The organism is Pseudomonas sp. Pse1, assembly GCF_024519635.1.
Taxonomy (GTDB): Bacteria; Pseudomonadota; Gammaproteobacteria; order Pseudomonadales; family Pseudomonadaceae; genus Aquipseudomonas.
Genome location: NZ_JALJRO010000001.1, coordinates 303,912 through 323,413, shown reverse-complemented (window position 1 = coordinate 323,413; position 19,502 = coordinate 303,912). Strand labels below are relative to the sequence as shown.

18 protein-coding genes are annotated in these 19,502 nt (G+C 62.4%); 9 read left to right on the top strand and 9 right to left on the bottom strand.

Annotated elements, in window-relative coordinates; all coding sequences use genetic code 11:
* The first annotated feature begins 192 nt into the window (after positions 1-192).
* The 4 genes from NR126_RS01420 to argE are packed head-to-tail and all read left to right on the top strand — an operon-like array spanning position 193 to position 3,766.
* A complete protein-coding gene (locus NR126_RS01420; RefSeq protein ID WP_256829520.1) occupies positions 193-1,521 on the top strand; it encodes an NAD(P)/FAD-dependent oxidoreductase in 1,329 nt (442 codons plus the stop codon).
* Positions 1,521-1,931: a RidA family protein gene (locus NR126_RS01415; RefSeq protein WP_003182257.1), complete on the top strand. Its 411-nt coding sequence runs from the start codon at positions 1,521-1,523 to the stop codon at positions 1,929-1,931. Before NR126_RS01420 ends, NR126_RS01415 begins: the two co-directional genes overlap by 1 nt.
* A gap of 10 nt (positions 1,932-1,941) precedes the next feature.
* Complete coding sequence (locus NR126_RS01410; protein WP_027620945.1) at positions 1,942-2,616, top strand: DUF1028 domain-containing protein; 675 nt, start codon at positions 1,942-1,944, stop codon at positions 2,614-2,616.
* Positions 2,609-3,766 (top strand): acetylornithine deacetylase, encoded by a 1,158-nt coding sequence (gene argE, locus NR126_RS01405; protein ID WP_027620946.1) that lies wholly within the window; start codon positions 2,609-2,611, stop codon positions 3,764-3,766. Before NR126_RS01410 ends, argE begins: the two co-directional genes overlap by 8 nt.
* 98 nt (positions 3,767-3,864) lie before the next feature.
* On the opposite strand, the gene NR126_RS01400 is transcribed toward argE, so the two are convergent.
* Positions 3,865-4,809, bottom strand: a complete 945-nt coding sequence (locus NR126_RS01400; protein WP_033866483.1) for a transporter — start codon at positions 4,807-4,809, stop codon at positions 3,865-3,867.
* Between the two features lie 182 nt (positions 4,810-4,991).
* Positions 4,992-6,551, bottom strand: a complete 1,560-nt coding sequence (locus tag NR126_RS01395; RefSeq protein WP_027620948.1) for a sensor domain-containing diguanylate cyclase — start codon at positions 6,549-6,551, stop codon at positions 4,992-4,994.
* Positions 6,552-6,664: 113 nt separating this feature from the next.
* Here NR126_RS01395 and yddG point away from each other — a divergent pair, with 113 nt between their 5' ends.
* Complete coding sequence (yddG, locus tag NR126_RS01390; RefSeq protein WP_027620949.1) at positions 6,665-7,570, top strand: aromatic amino acid DMT transporter YddG; 906 nt, start codon at positions 6,665-6,667, stop codon at positions 7,568-7,570.
* Here yddG and NR126_RS01385 read toward each other — a convergent pair.
* Genes NR126_RS01385 through NR126_RS01375 form a run of 3 tightly spaced genes read right to left on the bottom strand, consistent with a single transcriptional unit; the run spans position 7,556 to position 9,333 of the window.
* Positions 7,556-7,873, bottom strand: a complete 318-nt coding sequence (locus tag NR126_RS01385) for a hypothetical protein (protein WP_256829518.1) — start codon at positions 7,871-7,873, stop codon at positions 7,556-7,558. The genes yddG and NR126_RS01385 overlap by 15 nt on opposite strands.
* A gap of 12 nt (positions 7,874-7,885) precedes the next feature.
* Positions 7,886-8,482: an NADPH-dependent FMN reductase gene (locus tag NR126_RS01380; protein WP_027620951.1), complete on the bottom strand. Its 597-nt coding sequence runs from the start codon at positions 8,480-8,482 to the stop codon at positions 7,886-7,888.
* Positions 8,479-9,333, bottom strand: a complete 855-nt coding sequence (locus NR126_RS01375) for a sterol desaturase family protein (RefSeq protein ID WP_256829516.1) — start codon at positions 9,331-9,333, stop codon at positions 8,479-8,481. Before NR126_RS01375 ends, NR126_RS01380 begins: the two co-directional genes overlap by 4 nt.
* 68 nt (positions 9,334-9,401) lie before the next feature.
* Between NR126_RS01375 and NR126_RS01370 the strand changes: the two genes are divergently transcribed.
* Entirely contained in the window at positions 9,402-10,358 is a 957-nt protein-coding gene (locus NR126_RS01370; protein WP_256829638.1) for an AraC family transcriptional regulator ligand-binding domain-containing protein, read from the top strand.
* Positions 10,359-10,363: 5 nt separating this feature from the next.
* On the opposite strand, the gene NR126_RS01365 is transcribed toward NR126_RS01370, so the two are convergent.
* From NR126_RS01365 to NR126_RS01355, 3 genes are all read right to left on the bottom strand, one after another.
* A complete protein-coding gene (locus NR126_RS01365) occupies positions 10,364-11,557 on the bottom strand; it encodes an MFS transporter (protein ID WP_256350776.1) in 1,194 nt (397 codons plus the stop codon).
* A 173-nt stretch (positions 11,558-11,730) separates the two neighbouring features.
* A complete protein-coding gene (locus NR126_RS01360; RefSeq protein ID WP_027620955.1) occupies positions 11,731-13,146 on the bottom strand; it encodes an amino acid permease in 1,416 nt (471 codons plus the stop codon).
* Positions 13,147-13,240: 94 nt separating this feature from the next.
* The gene (locus NR126_RS01355; RefSeq protein WP_256829515.1) at positions 13,241-14,275 is read right to left on the bottom strand and encodes a histone deacetylase family protein; all 1,035 of its coding nucleotides are present in this window, start codon (positions 14,273-14,275) and stop codon (positions 13,241-13,243) included.
* 119 nt (positions 14,276-14,394) lie between these two features.
* On the opposite strand from NR126_RS01355, the gene NR126_RS01350 reads away from it, so the two are divergent.
* Positions 14,395-14,895, top strand: a complete 501-nt coding sequence (locus tag NR126_RS01350) for an Lrp/AsnC family transcriptional regulator (RefSeq protein ID WP_027620957.1) — start codon at positions 14,395-14,397, stop codon at positions 14,893-14,895.
* 78 nt (positions 14,896-14,973) lie between these two features.
* Here NR126_RS01350 and dapA read toward each other — a convergent pair whose 3' ends face one another.
* Positions 14,974-15,840: a 4-hydroxy-tetrahydrodipicolinate synthase gene (dapA, locus tag NR126_RS01345; RefSeq protein WP_256829514.1), complete on the bottom strand. Its 867-nt coding sequence runs from the start codon at positions 15,838-15,840 to the stop codon at positions 14,974-14,976.
* Positions 15,841-16,404: 564 nt separating this feature from the next.
* On the opposite strand from dapA, the gene NR126_RS01340 reads away from it, so the two are divergent.
* Together NR126_RS01340 and aspT are read left to right on the top strand one after the other, a co-directional pair.
* The gene (locus NR126_RS01340) at positions 16,405-17,805 is read left to right on the top strand and encodes a DUF2252 domain-containing protein (RefSeq protein ID WP_256829513.1); all 1,401 of its coding nucleotides are present in this window, start codon (positions 16,405-16,407) and stop codon (positions 17,803-17,805) included.
* A gap of 5 nt (positions 17,806-17,810) precedes the next feature.
* A complete protein-coding gene (gene aspT / locus NR126_RS01335) occupies positions 17,811-19,502 on the top strand; it encodes an aspartate-alanine antiporter (RefSeq protein ID WP_256829512.1) in 1,692 nt (563 codons plus the stop codon).

Here is a 19,502-nt window from a genome sequence, read left to right as displayed (position 1 = left end):
GTTCTTGATCTTGATCCACCGCCCCCGTTACCGCAGGAATGGATGCGTACACGCTTAGGCCGCTATCGCCCGATGCAGCAAACACCCCCCAGCTTTTTCCTTGCCCGCAACTACATAAATCATCATTTCGCTAAACCCCCGCCCCGAACAGAATGCGCCCAACACCCCACCAACTTTCAGAAGTGCGCAGACATGACAGTTGAAAAAATCCAAATCGATACCCTCGTTGTCGGTGCCGGCCAGGCCGGCGTGGCCATGAGTGAGCACCTGGGCAAGCTCGGCGTGCCGCACCTGGTGGTGGAGCGCAAGCGCATTGCCGAGGCCTGGCGCACGGCGCGCTGGGATTCGCTGGTGGCCAATGGTCCGGCCTGGCACGACCGGTTCCCGGGCATGGAATTTCCCGGCCTCGATCCGGATGCCTTCGCTTCGAAAGAGCAGGTGGCCGAGTACTTCGAAGCCTATGCGCGGAAAATCAACGCGCCGATTCGCACCGGGGTCGAGGTGCAAAACGTCCAGCGCAACGCCGCGCGTCCAGGCTTTACCGTGCAGACCAGCATTGGGGTGATCGAAGCCCGGCATCTGGTGGTGGCTACCGGGCCATTCCAGTGCCCGGTGATTCCGCCGATTGCTGGCGAAATCACCGGGGTCACGCAGATCCATTCAGCCCAATACCGCAACCCCGGGCAACTGGCCGACGGCGCGGTACTGGTGGTAGGTGCCGGTTCGTCGGGGGTGCAGATTGCCGATGAACTGCAGCGCGCCGGCAAGCAGGTGTATCTCTCGGTAGGTGCCCACGATCGCCCGCCGCGCAGCTATCGCAACCGCGATTTCTGCTGGTGGCTGGGTGTACTCGGCGACTGGGACGCCGAGGCCATGCAACCGGGCAAGGAACACGTGACCATCGCCGTCAGCGGTGCCCGTGGCGGCGAGACCATTGATTTCCGCCGGCTGGCCCAGCAGGGCATGACCCTGGTCGGCCTGACCCGCGCCATTGACGGCGGCGTGGTCAGCTTCGCGGAGAATCTGGCGGAGAACATCGCTCGCGGCGACGAAAACTACCTGGCGCTGCTCGACGCCGCCGATGCCTACATCGCCCGCAACGGCCTCGACCTGCCGCTGGAGCCGGAAGCGCGGCAGATGTTGCCCGATCCCGTGTGTGTGACCCAGCCGATCCTCGAGCTCGACCTGCACGCGGCTGGCGTCAGCACGATTATCTGGGCCACCGGATACTCGGTCGATTACAGCTGGCTGCAAGTCGATGCCTTCAAGGACAACGGCAAACCGCAGCACCAGCGTGGCGTGTCGAGCGAGCCGGGGGTCTACTTTGTCGGCCTGCCGTGGCAGTCACGCCGGGGTTCGGCCTTCATCTGGGGTGTCTGGCACGACGCCAAGCACATCGCCGATCACATCGTGAAGCAGCGCAGCTATCTGGCCTACCGCGATGCCGGACAACGCCAGGCCGACGCCGAGCAATCAATCATTTCACTGATTCAGCCTGCCAGCCTCATGGGAGTCCGTTGATGCCTACTCACACCCGCATCCGCATGTTCAATACCAAAGATACCTACCCCAACCAGACCCTGGACAACGACCTGTGCCAGGCGGTGCGCGCCGGCAACACGGTGTACGTGCGCGGTCAGGTCGGCACCGATTTCGACGGGCAACTGGTGGGTCTTGGTGACCCCCGGGCCCAGGCCGAACAGGCGATGCGCAACGTCAAGCAGTTGCTGGAGGAGGCGGGCAGCGACCTCAGTCATATCGTCAAGACCACCACTTACCTGATCGACCCGCGCTACCGCGAGCCGGTCTATCAGGAAGTCGGCAAGTGGCTCAAGGGCGTGTTCCCGATTTCCACCGGGCTGGTGGTCAGCGCCCTCGGACAGCCGCAGTGGCTGATGGAAATCGATGTGATCGCTGTCATCCCCGAATAAGGAGAGTGTCATGACCTTTTCCATCGTCGGCCGCTGTGCTGAAACCGGGCAACTGGGGATTGCCATCAGTTCCTCGAGCATTGCCGTCGGCGCCCGTTGCCCCTGGCTTCGGGCCGGGGTAGGGGCGGTGTCGAGCCAGAACATTACCCTGCCGGCGCTCGGTCCGCAGATCCTTGACGGCCTGGCTTCGGGTTCGGCGCCGGCCCAGGCGCTGGATCACGCACTCACGCGCAATGGCTACAGCCAGTACCGGCAGGTCGCGGTGATTGATGCTCAGGGCCGCACCGCGCTGTTCAGCGGCAGCCAGGCACTGGGCACCTACCATGCACTGGCTGGCGAGCAGTGTGTGGCGGCCGGCAATCTGCTGTCCGATCGTGCGGTGATCGAGGCCATGGTGGCGGCGTTCGAGCAAAGCGAAGGCTGTCTCGCCGCACGGCTGCTAAGCGCCTTGCAAGCCGGGCAAGCGGCCGGTGGCGAAGCCGGCAGTGTGCATTCGGCGGCGTTGTCGGTGGTCGAGGACCTGACCTGGCCAATCGTGGATTTGCGGGTCGATTGGGCCGACGAAGATCCCATCGGACAATTGGCTGAGCTGTGGCGCGCTTATCAGCCGCAACTGCAGGACTACTTGACCCGTGCCCTCAACCCGACCCTGGCACCCAGCTACGGGGTGCCCGGTGATGAGTGAGCTGCGCAGTCGCGCGCTGCTCGCAAAACTGGTTGGCTTCGCCACGGTCAGCCGTGATTCCAACCTGGGGCTGATCGAGTTCGTGGGTGACCACCTGCACAGCCTGGGCGTGGCGTGCGAGTTAATCTATAACCGCGAGCGGACCAAGGCCAATCTGCTCGCTTCGATTGGCCCGGCGGTAGCCGGCGGGGTGGTGTTGTCCGGGCACACCGACGTGGTGCCGGTGGACGGCCAGGCCTGGACGGTCGAGCCGTTTTGCCTGAGCGAGGCCGACGGCAAGTTGTTCGGCCGTGGTACCGCCGACATGAAAGGCTTCATCGCCTCGGTGTTGGCCGCTGTGCCCATGTTTCTCGCCGCCGACCTGCGTCGCCCGGTGCATCTGGCATTGTCCTATGACGAGGAGGTGGGGTGCCTGGGTGTGCGCAGTTTGCTCGAGGTTTTGCCGCAGCGAATCGTCGCGCCGGCGCTGTGCCTGATTGGCGAGCCCACCGAACTCACGCCGGTGCTCGGGCACAAGGGCAAACTGGCGATGCGGTGCCATGTGCGCGGCGCTGCCTGTCATTCGGCCTACGCGCCTTCTGGGGTGAACGCCATCGCCCAGGCTGCGAGGCTGATTGGCCGGCTCGATGAGATTGGCGCCACCCTGGCCGAACCTTCGTTGCGCGACGAGCGATTCGACCCGGCGTACTCCACGGTGCAGGTCGGGGTGATAGAGGGCGGCACGGCGTTGAACATCGTGCCTGCCGATTGCCGTTTCGATTTTGAGATCCGCGCCTTGCCGGATTTTGCGCCGCAAGCGGTGGTCGACGAATTACAGCAGTACGCCCAAAGCTCATTGTTGCCCGCGATGCAGGCCGTGCAGCCCGACACCTCGATTCAATTCGAGCCGCTGTCGGCCTATCCGGGCCTGGCGACTTCCGCCGACAGCCCGGCGGCGCGGCTGTTGGCTCAGCTATGTGGCAGTGATGCCTTCAGCACTGTGGCCTTTGGCACCGAGGGTGGGTTGTTTGACCAGGCAGGAATCCCGGCGGTGGTCTGTGGGCCCGGGAGTATGGAGCAGGGGCATAAGCCCGATGAATTTGTCAGTGTCGAGCAGATGGCCGCTTGTGATCGGTTGATGGATCGGCTGGCTGATTGGCTGTGTGAATGAGACCCGGCTTACCGGCGATGGCGGTCCATCAGACAGATTGCCATCGCGGGCAAGCCCGCTCCCACAGGGGATCGCGGTGATGCAACAAGAAATACCGCTTAATCCCCCAACGGCACCACCAGCGTCACCCAACTGTTCCAACCATCCGGCCGGTTCTGCGCGTCGAACTCGTAATAACCCTTGAGGTTGACGTACCACATATCCTTGCCAACCTTGAAAAAATGCCCGGCCTGGGGACCGATGGCGCTGACCCGGGATTTGAAATCACCGAGGGTCGCGCCGCTGCCACTGTCGCCGGTGACCTGATGGAACACATAGCCCACCAGCCCTAGTTGGGTCTGGTCGGTGATGAAGTGCGAGGCGCTGAGATCGAGGTGCGCGTCGATGCCGTTCTGGTAATGGGTGTCGGAATTCTCCCAGTTGTAGGTCATACCCATGACCGCGGAGAACTCGTTTTCCTTGTCGAAATAGGTGTAGCCGCCACCGGCATCCAGCGCTGCGTGCCCCAAGCCGATGTTCACCAGGCGATCAGGATCGTAGGCGCCCACCGGCAGGTTGCCCATGCTGTAAACCATCAGGTTGTGCACGCCGTAGTTCCACTTCAGCGTGCCCAGGCCATATATGTCGCTGCCGCCCTTGAGCGCATCGTCGGTGCCGCCGGAGAAACCCCGTCCGGCGGGGCCGGTGCGGGTCAGGTCGACGCTGGCTTCACTGCGACCCACGGCAGCAATCACCGAGATCGCGGCCTGGGCACCGAGTAGCGGTTCGGCAAAGGTGTAGGTGGGGCTGGCGAACAACAGGTCAGCGCTGGCATCCAGGCCAAAGGTGGTGCGGCCGCCCCGTGGCGCGGCCTTGTTGCGGTCGTCGCTGGCACTGACGTGGTAATAGATCAGCGGCAGGCTCCAGCCCGGCGTGGTCGGCACTGCGGCAAGCGCACCGAATTGCCCGGGCAGCCAGAAGCTGATGCCTCCGTCATCCGCCAACGCGGGCATGCTTGCCAGCACAATCGCCAACGCTGGCAAGATCCTTGTATTTACTGTCATCGAGTCCTCGTTCCTCGGCGGGCCAACGGTCGGCTTAGAACTTATAGCTTAGTTACTGTAGGAATACATAGCGCATTAGGCAGCGAGGCGATCCAAGCCTCGCACCGTCAGTACCCACGCCTTGGCGAGCAGGTTCGCTCCTACAAGGGGGGGGCGGCGCTCTCTCTGGGTTTGTGTCAACTTCAGGCGGCATCCACACAACAACGATTACGCCCGGCGCGTTTCGCTGCGTACAGGCAGGCATCCGCCGCTTTCAACAGGGAGGCGGGGCTGACGCTCTCGCGGCTCGGCTGGCAGGTGGTGACGCCGGCGCTGGCGGTGACCTTGCCCAAGGGGTGCGCCGAGTGTTCGATTTCCAGGGCGCGAATTGCCTGCAAGATATCCTCGGCGACCTGCAGGGCGCCGCTGCTGTCGGTGTTGGGCAGCAGCACGGTGAATTCTTCGCCGCCGTAGCGCGCGGCCAGGTCGCTCGGGCGCCTGATCGCCTCATGGATCGCGCCACCTACCGCGCTCAAACAGTCGTCGCCGGCGGCATGCCCGTAGCGGTCGTTGTAGCGTTTGAAGTGATCGACATCGAGCATGATCAATGACAGCGCCGAGCCCTGGCGTTGCGCCAGGCGAATTTCATCCTCCAGTGCACTGTCGAGCCAGCGTCGGTTGCCCAGGCCGGTGAGGCTGTCAGTCAGCGCCATGTCGTGCAGGGTCTGGTGGGCGCGACGCAACTCCCGGGCAATGCGCATTCTTTGGCGCAACTGGCTGAGCACGATCAGGCCGAAAATGCCGAACGCGGTAATCAGCGACAGCAGCACGATTCCGGTCTTCAGCAGATCTGCGCGCCAGGGCGCAATGATCGACTCACGCGACAGTCCGGCCTCGATCACCAGCGGATAGGACTGCAGGGCGCGGTAGGCGTAAAGGCGCTCAGTGTCGTCCACCACCGCCTTGACCTCGGCGAAACCCTGATCCGCCAGCGGCAGGTAGCGCTGAAAGATCTCGCTCTGCGCCAGACTCTTGCCCACCACATCGGCAAGGAAGGGCCGCCGTACCAGAATCGTGCCGTCGCGCAGCGCCAAGACCAACGCGCCCTTGTCATCAATCTTGAAATCGCCGTAGTAGTCGACGAAATAACTGACCTTGACCGTGCCCAGCAACACACCGGCGAAGGAGCCATCGGGATTGTTCAGGCGCCGCGAGATTGGAATGATCAGGTCCTCGGTGGAGCGGCTCTTGACCACCTGGCCGATGCGCATGCTGCGGTCGTCATGGCTGCGGTGGTACTGGAAATAATCGCGGTCGGCGTTGTTCGCTGGATCGGGAATCGCCTCTTTGTCGGTGACTATCCATTGCCCGTCCGGGCCGTAGATAAACAGCCCATGCAACTGCGGCATGATGGTCGATTGCAACACCAGCAACTTGTGGATGCGTTGCACATTGATGCTCTGCAAACCGTCGCCTTCGACCCGCTCGGCCAGGGCGGCAGTCAGCACATCCATCTGGCGAATGGTGTCTTCGGCGTGCTGGGCGGTGGCCCGCGCCAGGTTGGTCACCGAATCCCGGGCAGTGGCGAAGGCGGCGCGGTAGTCGCGCCAGGTGCGCCAGCCCTCGACGGCGAGAAAGGCGATGATCACCGCCAGCATGAAACTGACAATCAGGCGAAAGGTGGCTCGGCCCCTGATGGGTTTGCCCGCAGTCGGTACGCTGAGAGGATCGATAATGAGCGCTGGCGGCTTGCGACCGGGCATTCGGGTGTCCTTGGTTAAGTCAGGTCACTGCAGTCTAGAACAGGCGGGTGGAAAGTCCGCGAAATGCCGCCTCCCGCTTTGTTAGACTCGGCATCTTTTGCCCTGAGGGCGCTATGCAGATCAAAGGTGAACGCGCCGCCACGGCTTGTGGGTTGGTGGCAATTCTTTTATGGAGCACGGCTTCCGGATTAATCAGGAGCGTCAGCGAAATATTCGGCCCCTTGGGCGGGGCGGCGTTGATCTATAGCCTCGGCGCGATAATGCTGGTGATGTTCCTGGGACGCCCGCGCCTGCGTTCCACTTCATCCTTCTACCTGATCATCGGCACGGCGTTGTTCGTTGCCTATGAGGTGTGCCTGTCCCTGGCCTTGGGCTATGCGAGCAACAGCAATCAGGCGATCGAGCTGGGGGTGGTGAATTACCTCTGGCCGTGCCTGACGGTGTTGCTGGCGATTGTCATGAATGGGCAGAAGGCGCGCTGGATCATCGTACCCGGCACCGTGCTGGCGCTGTTCGGGATTGTCTGGGTGGTCAGTGGCAATGGCCTGTCATTGCCCGCAATCATGGCCAACGTTGCATCCAACCCGCTGAGCTACAGCCTGGCGCTGGCCTGCGCGATCACCTTCGCCCTTTACTGCAACGTCACCCGGCGCTATGCCGGCGGGCAAAGCCTGGTGGGGCTGTTCTTTATCGTCACTGCCGCGCTGTTGTGGATCAAGTACGGCTTCAGCAGCGAAGTGCTGCCGGCCTTCACCTTGGGCGGCGGCCTGCAGCTACTGGCCGCCGGGATTGCCATGGCCGGCGGGTATGCGCTGTGGAATATCGGCATCATTCGCGGCAACCTGACCTTGCTGGCGACCGCGTCCTATTCGGCGCCGGTGCTGTCGTCGGCTTTTGCTGCCGTGTGGCTGGGCGCCAGTTTGACCCTGCAATTCTGGCAGGGGGCGGTGCTGGTGACGGTGGGTTCGCTGATCTGCTGGCTGGCCACTCGCGAACGCAGCGCTTCACAGACCAAGTGACTGGTACCAATCCGCGTAAGGCGTGTGGCGGACCTGGCGTTGATTGAAGTCAGGGCTGCCATCGTCCCACCACACCGGCCCGCGCTCCCCCAGCGCGACCTTGGCCTGATCCACTGCGGCGCGTGCCCCCGCCAGCTGTTCGGGATCCTCCGATTTTTTCGCCGCCTTCACCGCCCGCCGTGCGTCCATCAACTGATTGACCAGTTGTTGGCGCAGCGCTTCATCCAGCGCCGGATTGGAACAGCGCCAGAGCTGGCCCTTGACCACGAAGTAACGACCGTCAGGGGTGCAGGGGTAGTTCATCAGTGCGCCTGTTCACATGCCATTGGCAAACTCCGGATCGTCCGGCCTGAGCCGTTGATTCAGCCCGGCCATTGCCCCCGCATACTCGGCCAGGACCTTGAGCGACCAGTCGGCACGGTGGCGGATCCTCCTGTCTTCGACATCGATGGCGTCGGCGCCGTTCATCACCGATTCCACCTGACGCACGATCAGTTGCTCGGGCAGGTAGCAAATGCGGCAATTCTTGTAGCTCGACGCGCGCAACTCGGACAGTGGGTAGGTGCCGCCCTGGCCCGCGGAAATCCCCACCAGCAGCGCCGGTTTATGGCCAAGCTCGCGGTAGCCGGCGTGGACGAACAGGTTCTTCAGCGCCGGACAGGCCATGCCGTGCCATTCCGGGCTTAGCACCACCAGTGCATCGGCTTCGCGCAGCAGGGCACCATGGTCGGCCCAGATGCCCTGGTCGTCCTTGGCCGGCCATAACGGTAGGGGCGCGCGGCCTAGGTCGATGATCTTTGGTGTGGCGCATAGCTGCAGGGCTTGCAGGCGTCCGGCGAGGTAGTCGGCGACTTTTGCCGATTGGCTTTCAACCTGGCTGGAGCCGGCAATCAACACGATGTTCAGGCTCATTTGGCGAACTCCCCGGTGGTGGCTTGAGGCACTTTGGTTTTTTTCCGGCGGGCCAGCGGCCAGAACAGTTCTTCCTGCCAGGTCACCGGGCGCATGTTTTCAATGCCGTACTGCTCGGGACGGCGGCGAGTGATTTTCGCCGAGCCGAACAGCACGTCCCAGAAGAACAGCAAGTTGCCGAAATTGCCTTTGTAGTGGGTGACCCCGTCGTCGGCGTTCAGGCCGTGGTGGGCGGAGTGGGTAGCGGGAGTGGAGAAGGTCCGTTCCAGCAGCCACATCAACGGGCGCAGGAGGCGGATGCGGTACAGCTTGTCGTCCCAGGGCACGCTGCTGTGGGCGGCAAAAATCACCAGCATCTTGACGATCAGGTAGCCGAAATACACGGGGGCCAGGCCCATGTACAGCAGCATGCCGGAGAACCACAGGCCGGGCATCAACAGGTAGTAGAAGCTGTTGTTGCGGTAAACGATGCGGATGCTCATATAGGGCGCCGAGTGGTGGGCGCGGTGCAGCGAATAAAGGAAGGGCACCTTGTGGCTGAGACGATGCCACCAGTACTGGGTCATGTCGTCGAGCACCAGGAACAGGGCGAGGCCAAGCGTCCAGTGCAGGCCGCTGAGGCTGCCTTTCAGTTGCGGGGCGAAATAGCCGAGCAGGGCGCTGCTAAGGAAGGTCACCAGCGGCAGGGTCACGCCCATCAGCAAGCCGGAGCCGAGGATTTCGATGATCACATCACGCCGCTGGCCACGGGGTTGGCGAAAGCAGGCGCAGGTGATTTCGAGGAGGATGAAAGCGATCAGGATGGCGGCGATGATCGGGATCGGACTGTTGGTTATTGTTGTTGTATTCATGGCACTCTCTGGTTGCGACCGATAATGGCAATGCCCCCCAATAAGAAACCATGAGTCCTGCACCTGCTATGCGCGAAACGGACAGAATCCCCCGAGAACCGGCCAACCCCGCGCCGGAACACTTTCACCGTGGTCCGCTGGGTCGGGTGCTCGAGCGCTACCTGCAAAGCCGCAGCGCGCAACTGCGCAGCAACTACAGCATGGTCGCGCTGGAGCAACTCTGGGCCAGGGCCGCCGTCCACGATCCGGCAATCGGCCTGCACCTGTTCGGCCATTTCAGCCGCCAGGATTGGCATGTGCTGGCCCACGCTTGCCTGTACAGCACCGACCTAGAGGAGGCGATTCATTTCTGGGCGCGCTATGCGCCATTGGCCTCGGACATGGACAGCATCGTGCTGATCGAGGAGGGCGATGAATTGGGGGTGGAACTGCGCATCGACGCGCCACCCAACCTGGTGCGTTATGTGGTCGAGCACTACTGCGTGATGTCCCTCAGCGTGCAGCGCTTGGGTACCGGCGTGACGCTGGTGCCTGCACGCGCCTGTTTCGCCCATCCGCGTCCGGCTTATCACGCGCAATACACACAATGGTTCGGCGACACTGTCCAGTTCGATTGCGGGTACAACCGCCTGTATTACCCGCGCTCGAGTCTGAAGATTGAGCTGCAGACCCACAATGCCGGGATGATGGAGGTACTGCGCCAGGAGCTTGACCGGCGCCTGGCCCAGCAGCAGCGCCTCAGCGGCTGGGCGGGCAGGGTGGCGCAGGGCATCCGCCAGCAATTGCTGGCCGGCCAGGCACCCAGCCTGGAGACTCAGGCGCAGATTCTGCACCAGAGCCCACGGACCTTGCGCCGCCGCCTGGAAGAGCAAGGTTTGACCTTCCGCCATCTGCTGGACCAGGTGCGCGCCGAGTTGGAGCAGTACCTGGAGTTGCAGGGCAATAGTCGTACGCAGATTGCCGAGCAGTTGGGCTACAGCGATCTGGCGGCTTACCTGCATGCGCGTAAGCGTTGGCGAGGGTAAGTCGGCTACACCGCATTGACTTCATCGCTAGCAGGCGAGCTCCCACTCGCCAGCACTGCCAGTCCCGCCGCGATCAGCAGCAACAGCGCACTCACTTCAAAGGTCGCGCGGTAGCCGCTGAAATCGAACAGCAACCCACCCACGGTGGCGCCGGCTGCAATCGCCAACTGGATGATCGCCACCATCAGTCCGCCACCCGCTTCGGCGTCATCCGGCAGAGTGCGGGCCAGCCATGTCCACCAGCCGACCGGCGCGGCCGTGGCCACCAGGCCCCAGAGTCCAAGCAGCAGCGTGGTGCCCAATGCCGAGCTGCCAAACGAAATCAGTGCGAGGGCAATCACCGCCATCAGCAGCGGAATAACCGCCAGGGTGCGGAACAGGCTGGTTTTCACGAAAGCTTCAATCAGGAAGGTTCCCGCCAGGCCTGCAACCCCGAGCACCAGCAACATCAGCGAGAGCATCGAGACGCTGACCTGGGTGACGCTTTCCAGGAACGGGCGCAGGTAGGTAAAGAGCATGAACTGGCCCATGAAGAACACACTGACGGCGAGCATGCCCAAGGCCACCGGCAGACGTTTCATCAGCCGCAACAGGTTGCCGCTGGCTGCCACGGTCGGGGTTTTGATCGCCGGCATGCTGACCAGCAGCCACAGGCTGGCAAGCAGGGCAACCGGGACTACGCACAGAAACGCCCCACGCCAGCCGATCAACGCACCGAGGTAGCTGCCCAGCGGCGCGGCGATCACTGTCGCCAGGGCGTTGCCGCCGTTGACGATGGCCAGGGCCCGGGTCACTTCGCCGGCCGGGACCAGGCGCATGGCGGTGGCTGCCGACAACGACCAGAAGCCGCCGATGGCGATCCCGATCAACGCGCGGCCAAGCATGAAGGTCGTGTAGTTGGGGGCGAAGGCAACGACGCTGCCGGAAACGATCATCAACAGAGTGAGGGACAGTAGCAGCTTCTTGCGATCGACCCGTGCCGCCACCGAGGCGATCAGCAAGCTGGTGATCAGGGCGAACAATCCGGACACGGCAATGCCCTGGCCGGCCTGTCCTTCGCTGACCTGCAGATCGGCGGCAATCGGGGTCAACAGGCTGACCGGCATGAACTCCGAGGCGACCAGGGCAAAGGCGGCGAGCGACATGGCGGACACCGCGCCCCAGGAGGACTGGGGGCTGGATTGAGGGTTTTGCGACATGGTTTGAGTCCTGTGAAGCGGGGCGTTTGACTGACGCCCATTGTCCAGAACCTTCCCTGTGCGCTGAAGTGCATTGCGCTGGAATACTTGCCTGATTCTCTGACTGTCCATGCCTGCTGGCGATGAACCCTGGACCACTGCGTGCATCCAGACAGCACGCAGTACCTCGGGTTTCAGCTGAACTGCCCAGCTGAACCTGTCGCCGTTTTCGAGCGCTTGAAATGGCTTAACTGATAGGCAATCGCCAACCACACAAACCAGCCCGGCATCACCATCAACGCAATCCGCGTATCGGGTCGCAACGCCAGCAGGCACAGGACGAAGCCGAGGAACGCCAGGGTGAACCAGGCCATCGGCACGCCGCCGGGCATTTTGTAGATCGACTGCGCGTGCAGGTCGGGCCTGCGTTTGCGGTAGGCGATGTACGAGGCGAGGATGGTCGACCAGGTGAAGATCACCAGGATCGCCGACACGGTGGAGACGATGGTGAACGCGGTCATGACTTCCGGGACGATGAACAGCAACAGCACGCCAATCAGCATCAACACCGTGGTGAACGCCAGGCTCAGCAGCGGCACGCTGTTGCCCGACAGACGCCGGAAAATCCGTGGCGCGTTGTTTTGACTGGCCAGGCCGAACAGCATGCGGCTTGAAGAGAACACCCCGCTATTGGCCGAGGACGCCGCCGAGGTCAGCACCACGAAGTTGACGATGCCGGCGGCGGCGGGAAAACCGGCGACCAGAAACAGCTCAACGAACGGGCTCTTGCTCGGTGACACCTGCTGCCAGGAGGTCACGGCGATGATGCAGCCCAGGGCCAACACGTAGAACAGGATGATCCGCAGCGGAATCGAGTTGATCGCCTTGGGCAGGGTTTTCTCCGGGGCGCGGGTTTCCGCGGCGGCGGTACCGATCAGCTCGGTGCCGGCGAACGAGAAGATCGCCATCTGGAAGCCGGCGAAGAAGCCGAACAGGCCATTGGGGAAGGCCGCCTGTTTATCCAGCAAGTGGTTGAGCGAGGCGGTGACACCCGTCGGCGAGACGAACGAACTGGCGATCAGTACCAGGCTGACGCCGATCAGGGTCAACACGGCAATGATCTTGATGATCGCAAACCAGAACTCCACTTCGCCGAACAGCCGTACGGTGAGCACGTTGAGAGCGAACAGGGTAAGCAGCATGCCAATCGCGGGGATCCACGCCGGCACGTCCGGAAACCAGTACTGGAAGAAACCGCCGACCACCACTGCATCGCCGATTACCGCGACGCTCCAGCTCAGCCAGTACGACCAGCCGAGAAAAAACGCTGCGCGAGGCCCGAGGTAAGCGCCGGCAAAGTCGGCGAAGGTCTTGAACTTGAGGTTGGACAGCAGCAGTTCGCCCATGGCGCGCATGACGAAATACACGAACAGGCCGATGATCATGTAGATCAGGATGATCGAGGTGCCGGAGAGCGCGATGATCTTCCCGGAGCCCATGAACAGGCCGGTGCCGATGGCGCCACCCATGGCCATTAACTGGATATGACGATTGCTCAGCGTACGCTGCAGCGCAGGCTGTTCAGCCCGTCCTGAGGAATGTGTGTTCATTGCAAAACCTCTTGATTTTATGATTTTGAGTTTTGGCAGTAGAGGGGTTGAAGCGCTTTATTGTTGGAATGGCTGATCACACAGACGGCCAGGATCAGCCGCGTTTGCTCTCGTAGCCATGCAGCACGTTGACCGCGTTGATGCCGATCTCATCGACCATGTAGCCGCCTTCCATGACGAACAAAGCCGGGCAGCCAACGCCGGCAATCAGCTCGCCGATGCCGATGAAGTCTTCGCTTTCGAGGAGGAAGTGGCTGATGGGATCGTCCTTGAAGGTGTCGACGCCCAGGGAAATCACCAGCACTTCAGGAGCAAACGCCTGCAGTTTGCGGCAGGCATCGACCAGCGCTTCACGGTAGGCGGCGCCGCTGGTGTTTTTCGCCAAAGGGTAGTTGAGGTTGAAACCTTCGCCCTTGCCGCTGCCACGCTCATCGCGGTAGCCCGAGTAGTAGGGGTAGGACACCGCCGGTTCGCCGTGTAGCGAGACGAACAGCACGTCATTGCGTCCGTAGAAAATGTTCTGCGTGCCGTTGCCGTGGTGGAAGTCGACGTCCAACACCGCGACCTTTTGCGCCCCGCGGGTGATCGCCTGCTGGGCGGCGATGGCGGCGTTATTCAGGTAGCAATAGCCGCCCATGTACTCGCGGGCGGCGTGGTGGCCGGGTGGGCGGCACAGGGCGAAGGCGCTGTCATGGCCTTCGTCGAGCAACGCCAGGCCGGTGAGGGCGATATCGGCGCTGGTGCGCACCGCTTGCCAGGTGGTGGCGGTGATCGGCGAACCCGCGTCCATGGCATAGAAGCCCAGCTTGCCGTCGATGAATTCCGGTACATGCTCGTTGGCGAGGTCGCGCACCGGCCACACCAGCGGCAGGGCATCGTGGGTGCGACCGGTGGCGGTCCATTCGGTCCAGGCGTTTTCGAGGAAGGTTACGTAGCGCTCGCTATGGGCGTTCACATAGCAGGCACGGTCGAACGCGCGCGGCTCGATGATCTGCCCCAGCCCGACCTGCTTGACCCGGGCATGCACGGTGTCGGCGCGGCTGGGCTGTTCGAAGGAGGGCTTGAGCACGCCGTCTTTCAGTTCGGTGCCGTGGTGCAAGCGGTGGGAATCGCTGAAAACTGTAAACATCGTGCGCATCCATTGTTGTGAGCCAGTGCAACTATTTTGTTCTGCTCGGGGTGCGCTTTCTTTGCTTTATCTTTAGGCTATTGCAGGAATTCAGGGCAATATTTCTAACGGATAGGGTCATGCAGAAAAGAAATTCCAAACGCATCAGCCTCGACGAAACTGATCTGGCGATTCTTGAACTGCTGCAGGAAGACGCCAGTATCTCCAATGCCGAACTCAGCGAGCGTCTGTCCCTGAGCCTTACGCCGTGCTGGCGCCGGCGCAAACGAATGGAGGAGGCGGGGGTGATCAAGGGCTATCAGGCTAACCTCGATCGACGCATGCTCGGGCTGGATATCATGGCCTTCGTGCATATCCGCTTTTCCACCCACGCCGACCATGCCCCCGATGCCTTTGAAGCGGTGATCAAGCAACTGCCGCAAGTGCTGGCCTGCCACAAAATCACCGGCGATTCCGACTACGTCCTGCAAGTGTTGGCCGAAGACCTCGATAGCTACAGCGATTTCATCGAACAAGTGCTACGGCGCCAGGTCGGCATCGCCTCGATCCAGTCGAGCCTGGCCCTGCGCGAGGTCAAGGCCGGGAGCCGGATGGCGATACCGAAGGCCAGTTCGGATTGAGCGCCACGGCATTTGTACCTGGCCCAAGACCGGTGGGAGCTGGCTTGTCGAATCGTCGCAGCGCAGCGATGGGGCACATCAAACCACCAACCCCTGCAACACCGGCCGCAAGCGCTCCAGAGTCATCGCCCCACACACCTGCATCGGCTCGCGCAGTTCGTTGGCCATGAAGCCCTGGACACTCAGGGCAGCCTTGACCACCGCAGGATTAGGCTCGGCGAAGGCGATCTGGATCCACGGTAACAATTGCCGGAAGCTGGCACGCGCCGCAGCCAGTTCACCGTGCTCCATCTGTTGCATCAACTGCACATACAGATTCGCGTGAACATTGGCCGACGCCGAAATCGCCCCGGCGCCGCCCAGGGCCAGGTGGCCGAGAATCTGGATGTCCTCGCCCGTCAGCACCTCGACCTGACCGTCGGCGATCAACGCCAGGGTCGTCTCGATATCGCCGCCGCAGTCCTTCACCGCCGCAATGTTCGGATGGCGCACGATTCGCCGCAGCGTGTCGCGCTCGATCCGCGCACCGGTGCGATAAGGAATGTCGTAGAGCACCAGCGGCACCGACGACGCATCCGCCACACGCTTGAAAAAGGCCTCCAGACCTTGCTGCGAAGGGCGGATGTAATAGGGCGCCGGCACCAGCAGGCCTGCCAGCTCACGGCGCTGGATCTGCTCCTGGAAAGCGAGGATGTCCTGCAGATTGTTGCCACTCAAGCCCATGATCACCTGGCTGGAAGGCGCCCATTGCAGCACTGCATCCAGCACCGCCAGTTGCTCGTCCTCGCTCATGGCCGCCGCTTCACCGGTGGTGCCACACACCACCAGGCCCCTGACGCCGTCCGCGAGAAGCTTGTTGACCAAGCCCTGCAGCGCCTCGAAATCGACCTGCCCGCAACGAAACGGCGTGGCCAGCGCTACCCAAATCCCGCGAAAATCAGACATGCATGTACTCCCAAGTCAGACCGATGAGTCGTCGTCAGAGGAGTGATAGGAATCAAGCAGGGGGAGGGGTCGCCGGGTGCCTTGTGTCCTGTCAGCTCATCTGACGGGACAGCGCCCCGGTCAAATGAGCGACTGTTTCTTCGATTTATTGGCAACCGACACGCATGCGACAGCCTGGGCGATAAAGCCCGGGTCGGTCAGCAGGGAGTCGGTGATGCGGATCATGGAGGATCGCTTGCCAAAATGTGTTGCCGGATAATGCGTGGGCTCGATGAGGGATGTCAACGAGGATTTTCGCCCTGATCGAACAGGGCGCTTGCACGCTATTGACCAACCGAAGAACAAACCTACCCGGCTTGTCCGCCAATTCAGTTACCTGAGCGAGCCACCGCTGTGTCTGAAATCGATACCGGCAGGCGCTGTATTCACCCGAAAAACCATTGGATTAACGCCAGCAGCAGGCTGGTGAAAACACCAGTTTCAGCTAGCGTGAAGAAACCAGCAATTCGGCCTGCGCCCAATCAGGGCGGGCCACAAACGCCGCGCATCGGAGACGACTGCATCATGGCATCCACCCGCAAATCTTCACGCAAGCCGGAGCAGGAAAACCAAGCTCACCCGACATTCCGTTCCCGGGAAGAACGGCTCGATGACGGTAAACGTATGCGCAGTCAAATCCCGCGGGAGGCGCATGCCAAGTGGCAAGCGCCCGGTCGACAGCGTGACGTCGTGGCCATCCTCGAACAATCCAATCGTGACCGCCTGCAGGAGTTGGTGCCGATTCGCTACGGGCGAATGTTGCGCAGTCCCTTTACTTTCCTGCGGGGCTCGGCAGCGCTGATGGCCCATGACTTGTCCAAAGGGCCGAATATCGGCGTGACGGTGCAGGCCTGCGGCGACTGTCACCTGCTGAATTTCGGCCTGTTCGCCACCCCCGAGCGCAACCTGGTCTTCGACCTCAATGATTTCGACGAAACCCTTCCGGCGCCTTGGGAATGGGACATCAAGCGCCTGGTGGTGAGTTTTGCCGTGGCCGCCCGTGACGGTGGGGCGACTGACGCCCGTGCGCGCAAGATCGCGATTGCCTGTGCGCGCGCCTACCGCGAACACCTGCGGCGCTTCTCGAAAATGAAACCGCTGGAGGTCTGGTATTCCCGACTCGATGCCCAGGAGTTGCTCGATACCGCACCCGACGCCAAGGCCCTGAAATTCCGCCAGCAACTGTTCGAGCGTGCCCGCGAGCGGGTCATGGAAAGCGTCTTTCCGAAAATCGCCGGGCAGGTCGCCGGCCAACCGCGCATCGTCGACCAGCCGCCGGTGATCCAGCACGTCGCGGACCCCGAGTTCATGGTGCGGGTGCATCAGGGCATGGCGGCGTATCGGCAAAGTCTCAGCGACGAGCGCCGGGTCCTGCTCGATCGCTATCGCCTGGTCGACGCCGCACTCAAGGTAGTCGGCATCGGCAGCGTCGGTACACGCTGCTACATCATGTTGTTGTTTTCCGAGGAAAACCACCCGCTGATCCTGCAGTTCAAGGAATCCTGCCGCTCGGTGCTGGAGCCCTATGCAGGCAAAAGCCAGTTTGACAATCAAGGCCAGCGGGTGGTGATGGGGCAGCGCCTGATGCAGTCCTCCAGCGACATTTTCCTCGGCTGGGTGCGCGGCCCCGGGGGCTATGACTTCTTCGTGCGGCAGTTACGCGACATGAAGATGTCAGTGCCACTGCAGAACATCAGCGCCACCCAGCTGGAACGCTACGCCGAGCTCTGTGCCCTGACCCTGGCACGGGCCCATGCCAAGTCCGGCGACGCGGCGACCATCTCCGGCTACCTGGGTAAAAGCGAGGTGTTCGACGAAGCGGTGGGCGACTTTGCCTTGCTCTATGCCGACCAGACCGAACGTGACCATGCGCAACTGCTCAAGGCTGCGCGCAGTGGTCGGGTGAATGTATTGCATGAGGAGTGACACGGATGCTCGATTTTTTCCTCCACGCCCTGCGTGCAAATCCAGAAATTGCGGTATTCCTGGCCATCGCCTTGGGCGTGCTGATCGGCCGAATCCAGATCGGCAGCTTCCATCTGGGCTCGGTGGCCGGCGCCTTGCTCATGGGCCTGCTGATCGGCCAGATCGGCCTTGAGGTGCCGGCGGGTCTGAAGTCGGTGTTCTTCGTGATGTTCATCTACGCGGTCGGTTTCAAGAGCGGGCCGGAGTTTTTTGGCAGCCTCAATCGCGGCACCCTGAAGCTGGTGGCGTTGTCGTTTGTGCTTTGCGCAACGGCACTGGGCGCGATCCTGTTGATGAACGCGATCTTCGACTTTGACGCCGGGTTCACCGCCGGCCTTGGCGCTGGCGCGCTGACCGATACGGCGATCATGGGCACCGCCACCAGCGCTATCAATCAACTGACTATCGATGAGGCAGCCAAGGCGCAACTCAACAGCCATATGGCAATCGCCTACGCCATCACCTACCTGTTCGGCACCATCGGCCTGATTGTGTTTGTCGGCAGCATTGCGCCGAAGTTGCTCGGGGTTGACCTCAAGGCCTCGGCGCGAGAGCTGGAACTGGAGTTGGGCATCGCCAAGGACGAAGAAGCGATCAGCATTCCTTACACGCGGATCGTGGTGCGCGCCCATCAGGTCTCGGTCGAGGGCCAGGCCAACGGCCAACGCATTGCCGATCTCGAGCGCCAACACGAATCCCTGAGCATCGAGCGGGTGGTGCGGGCCGGGCAGGTGATCGAACGCGACGAGGGCTTCGTGCTCATGGCCGGGGATATCGTCGGTGTGTACGCGCTGCGCGAGGCAGTCGGCACCCTCGGAGAGTGGGTGGGGCCGGAAATCGACCACGCCGAGTCGTTGTCGTTTGCCACCCGCCAGGCGGACATCGTCCTGACGTCCAAGGAGTTTGCCGGCAAGACCATCCATCAAGCGCGGGAACACCTGGAAAACTCCCGGCGCCTCGGTTGCTTCCTGATTTCCATCACCCGCCAGGGCTATGACCTGCCGCTGTTGCCCAACACCGTGCTGCGCCGTGGCGACGTGATCAGCGTCACCGGGCGCACTGCCAGTGTCGATGCGTTGGCCAAGCGTCTGGGCCGGGTGCGCGAGAGCAACTACAAAAGTGACATCGCCATGCACACCCTGGGCATGGTGATCGGCTCGTTGCTCGGGCTGCTGTCGACCCATATCGGCATGATCCCGGTGGAGCTCGGCGTGGGCGGCGGGGTGTTGATCGCCGCACTGGTGATCGGCTGGTACAACTCGCGGCATCCGGAAATCGGCGCCTTGCCGCCAGCGGCACAGTGGGCGTTTTCCGAGTTCGGCCTGACCGCCTTCGGCGCAGTGGTCGGCCTGCTGGCCGGTCCTGCAGCTTTTGCGGCGATGCAGGAACAGGGCCTGGCGCTGTTGGTGTCGGGCGCGGTGGTGACTATCCTGCCACCGTTGGTGGCCCTGTATTTCGGTCGCTATGTGCTGCGCCTGCACCCGATGGTCCTGTTTGGCGGCCTGGCCGGGGCACAGACCGAGGCGGCGTCGATGAACAAGATCATCGAACAGTCCGGCAGCAATACCCCGGTAATCGGCTTTACCGTGTGCTATGCGATCTCCAACGTGCTGTTGGCGGTGTGCGGGCCGATCATTGTGTTCATGGTGGCGGGATGA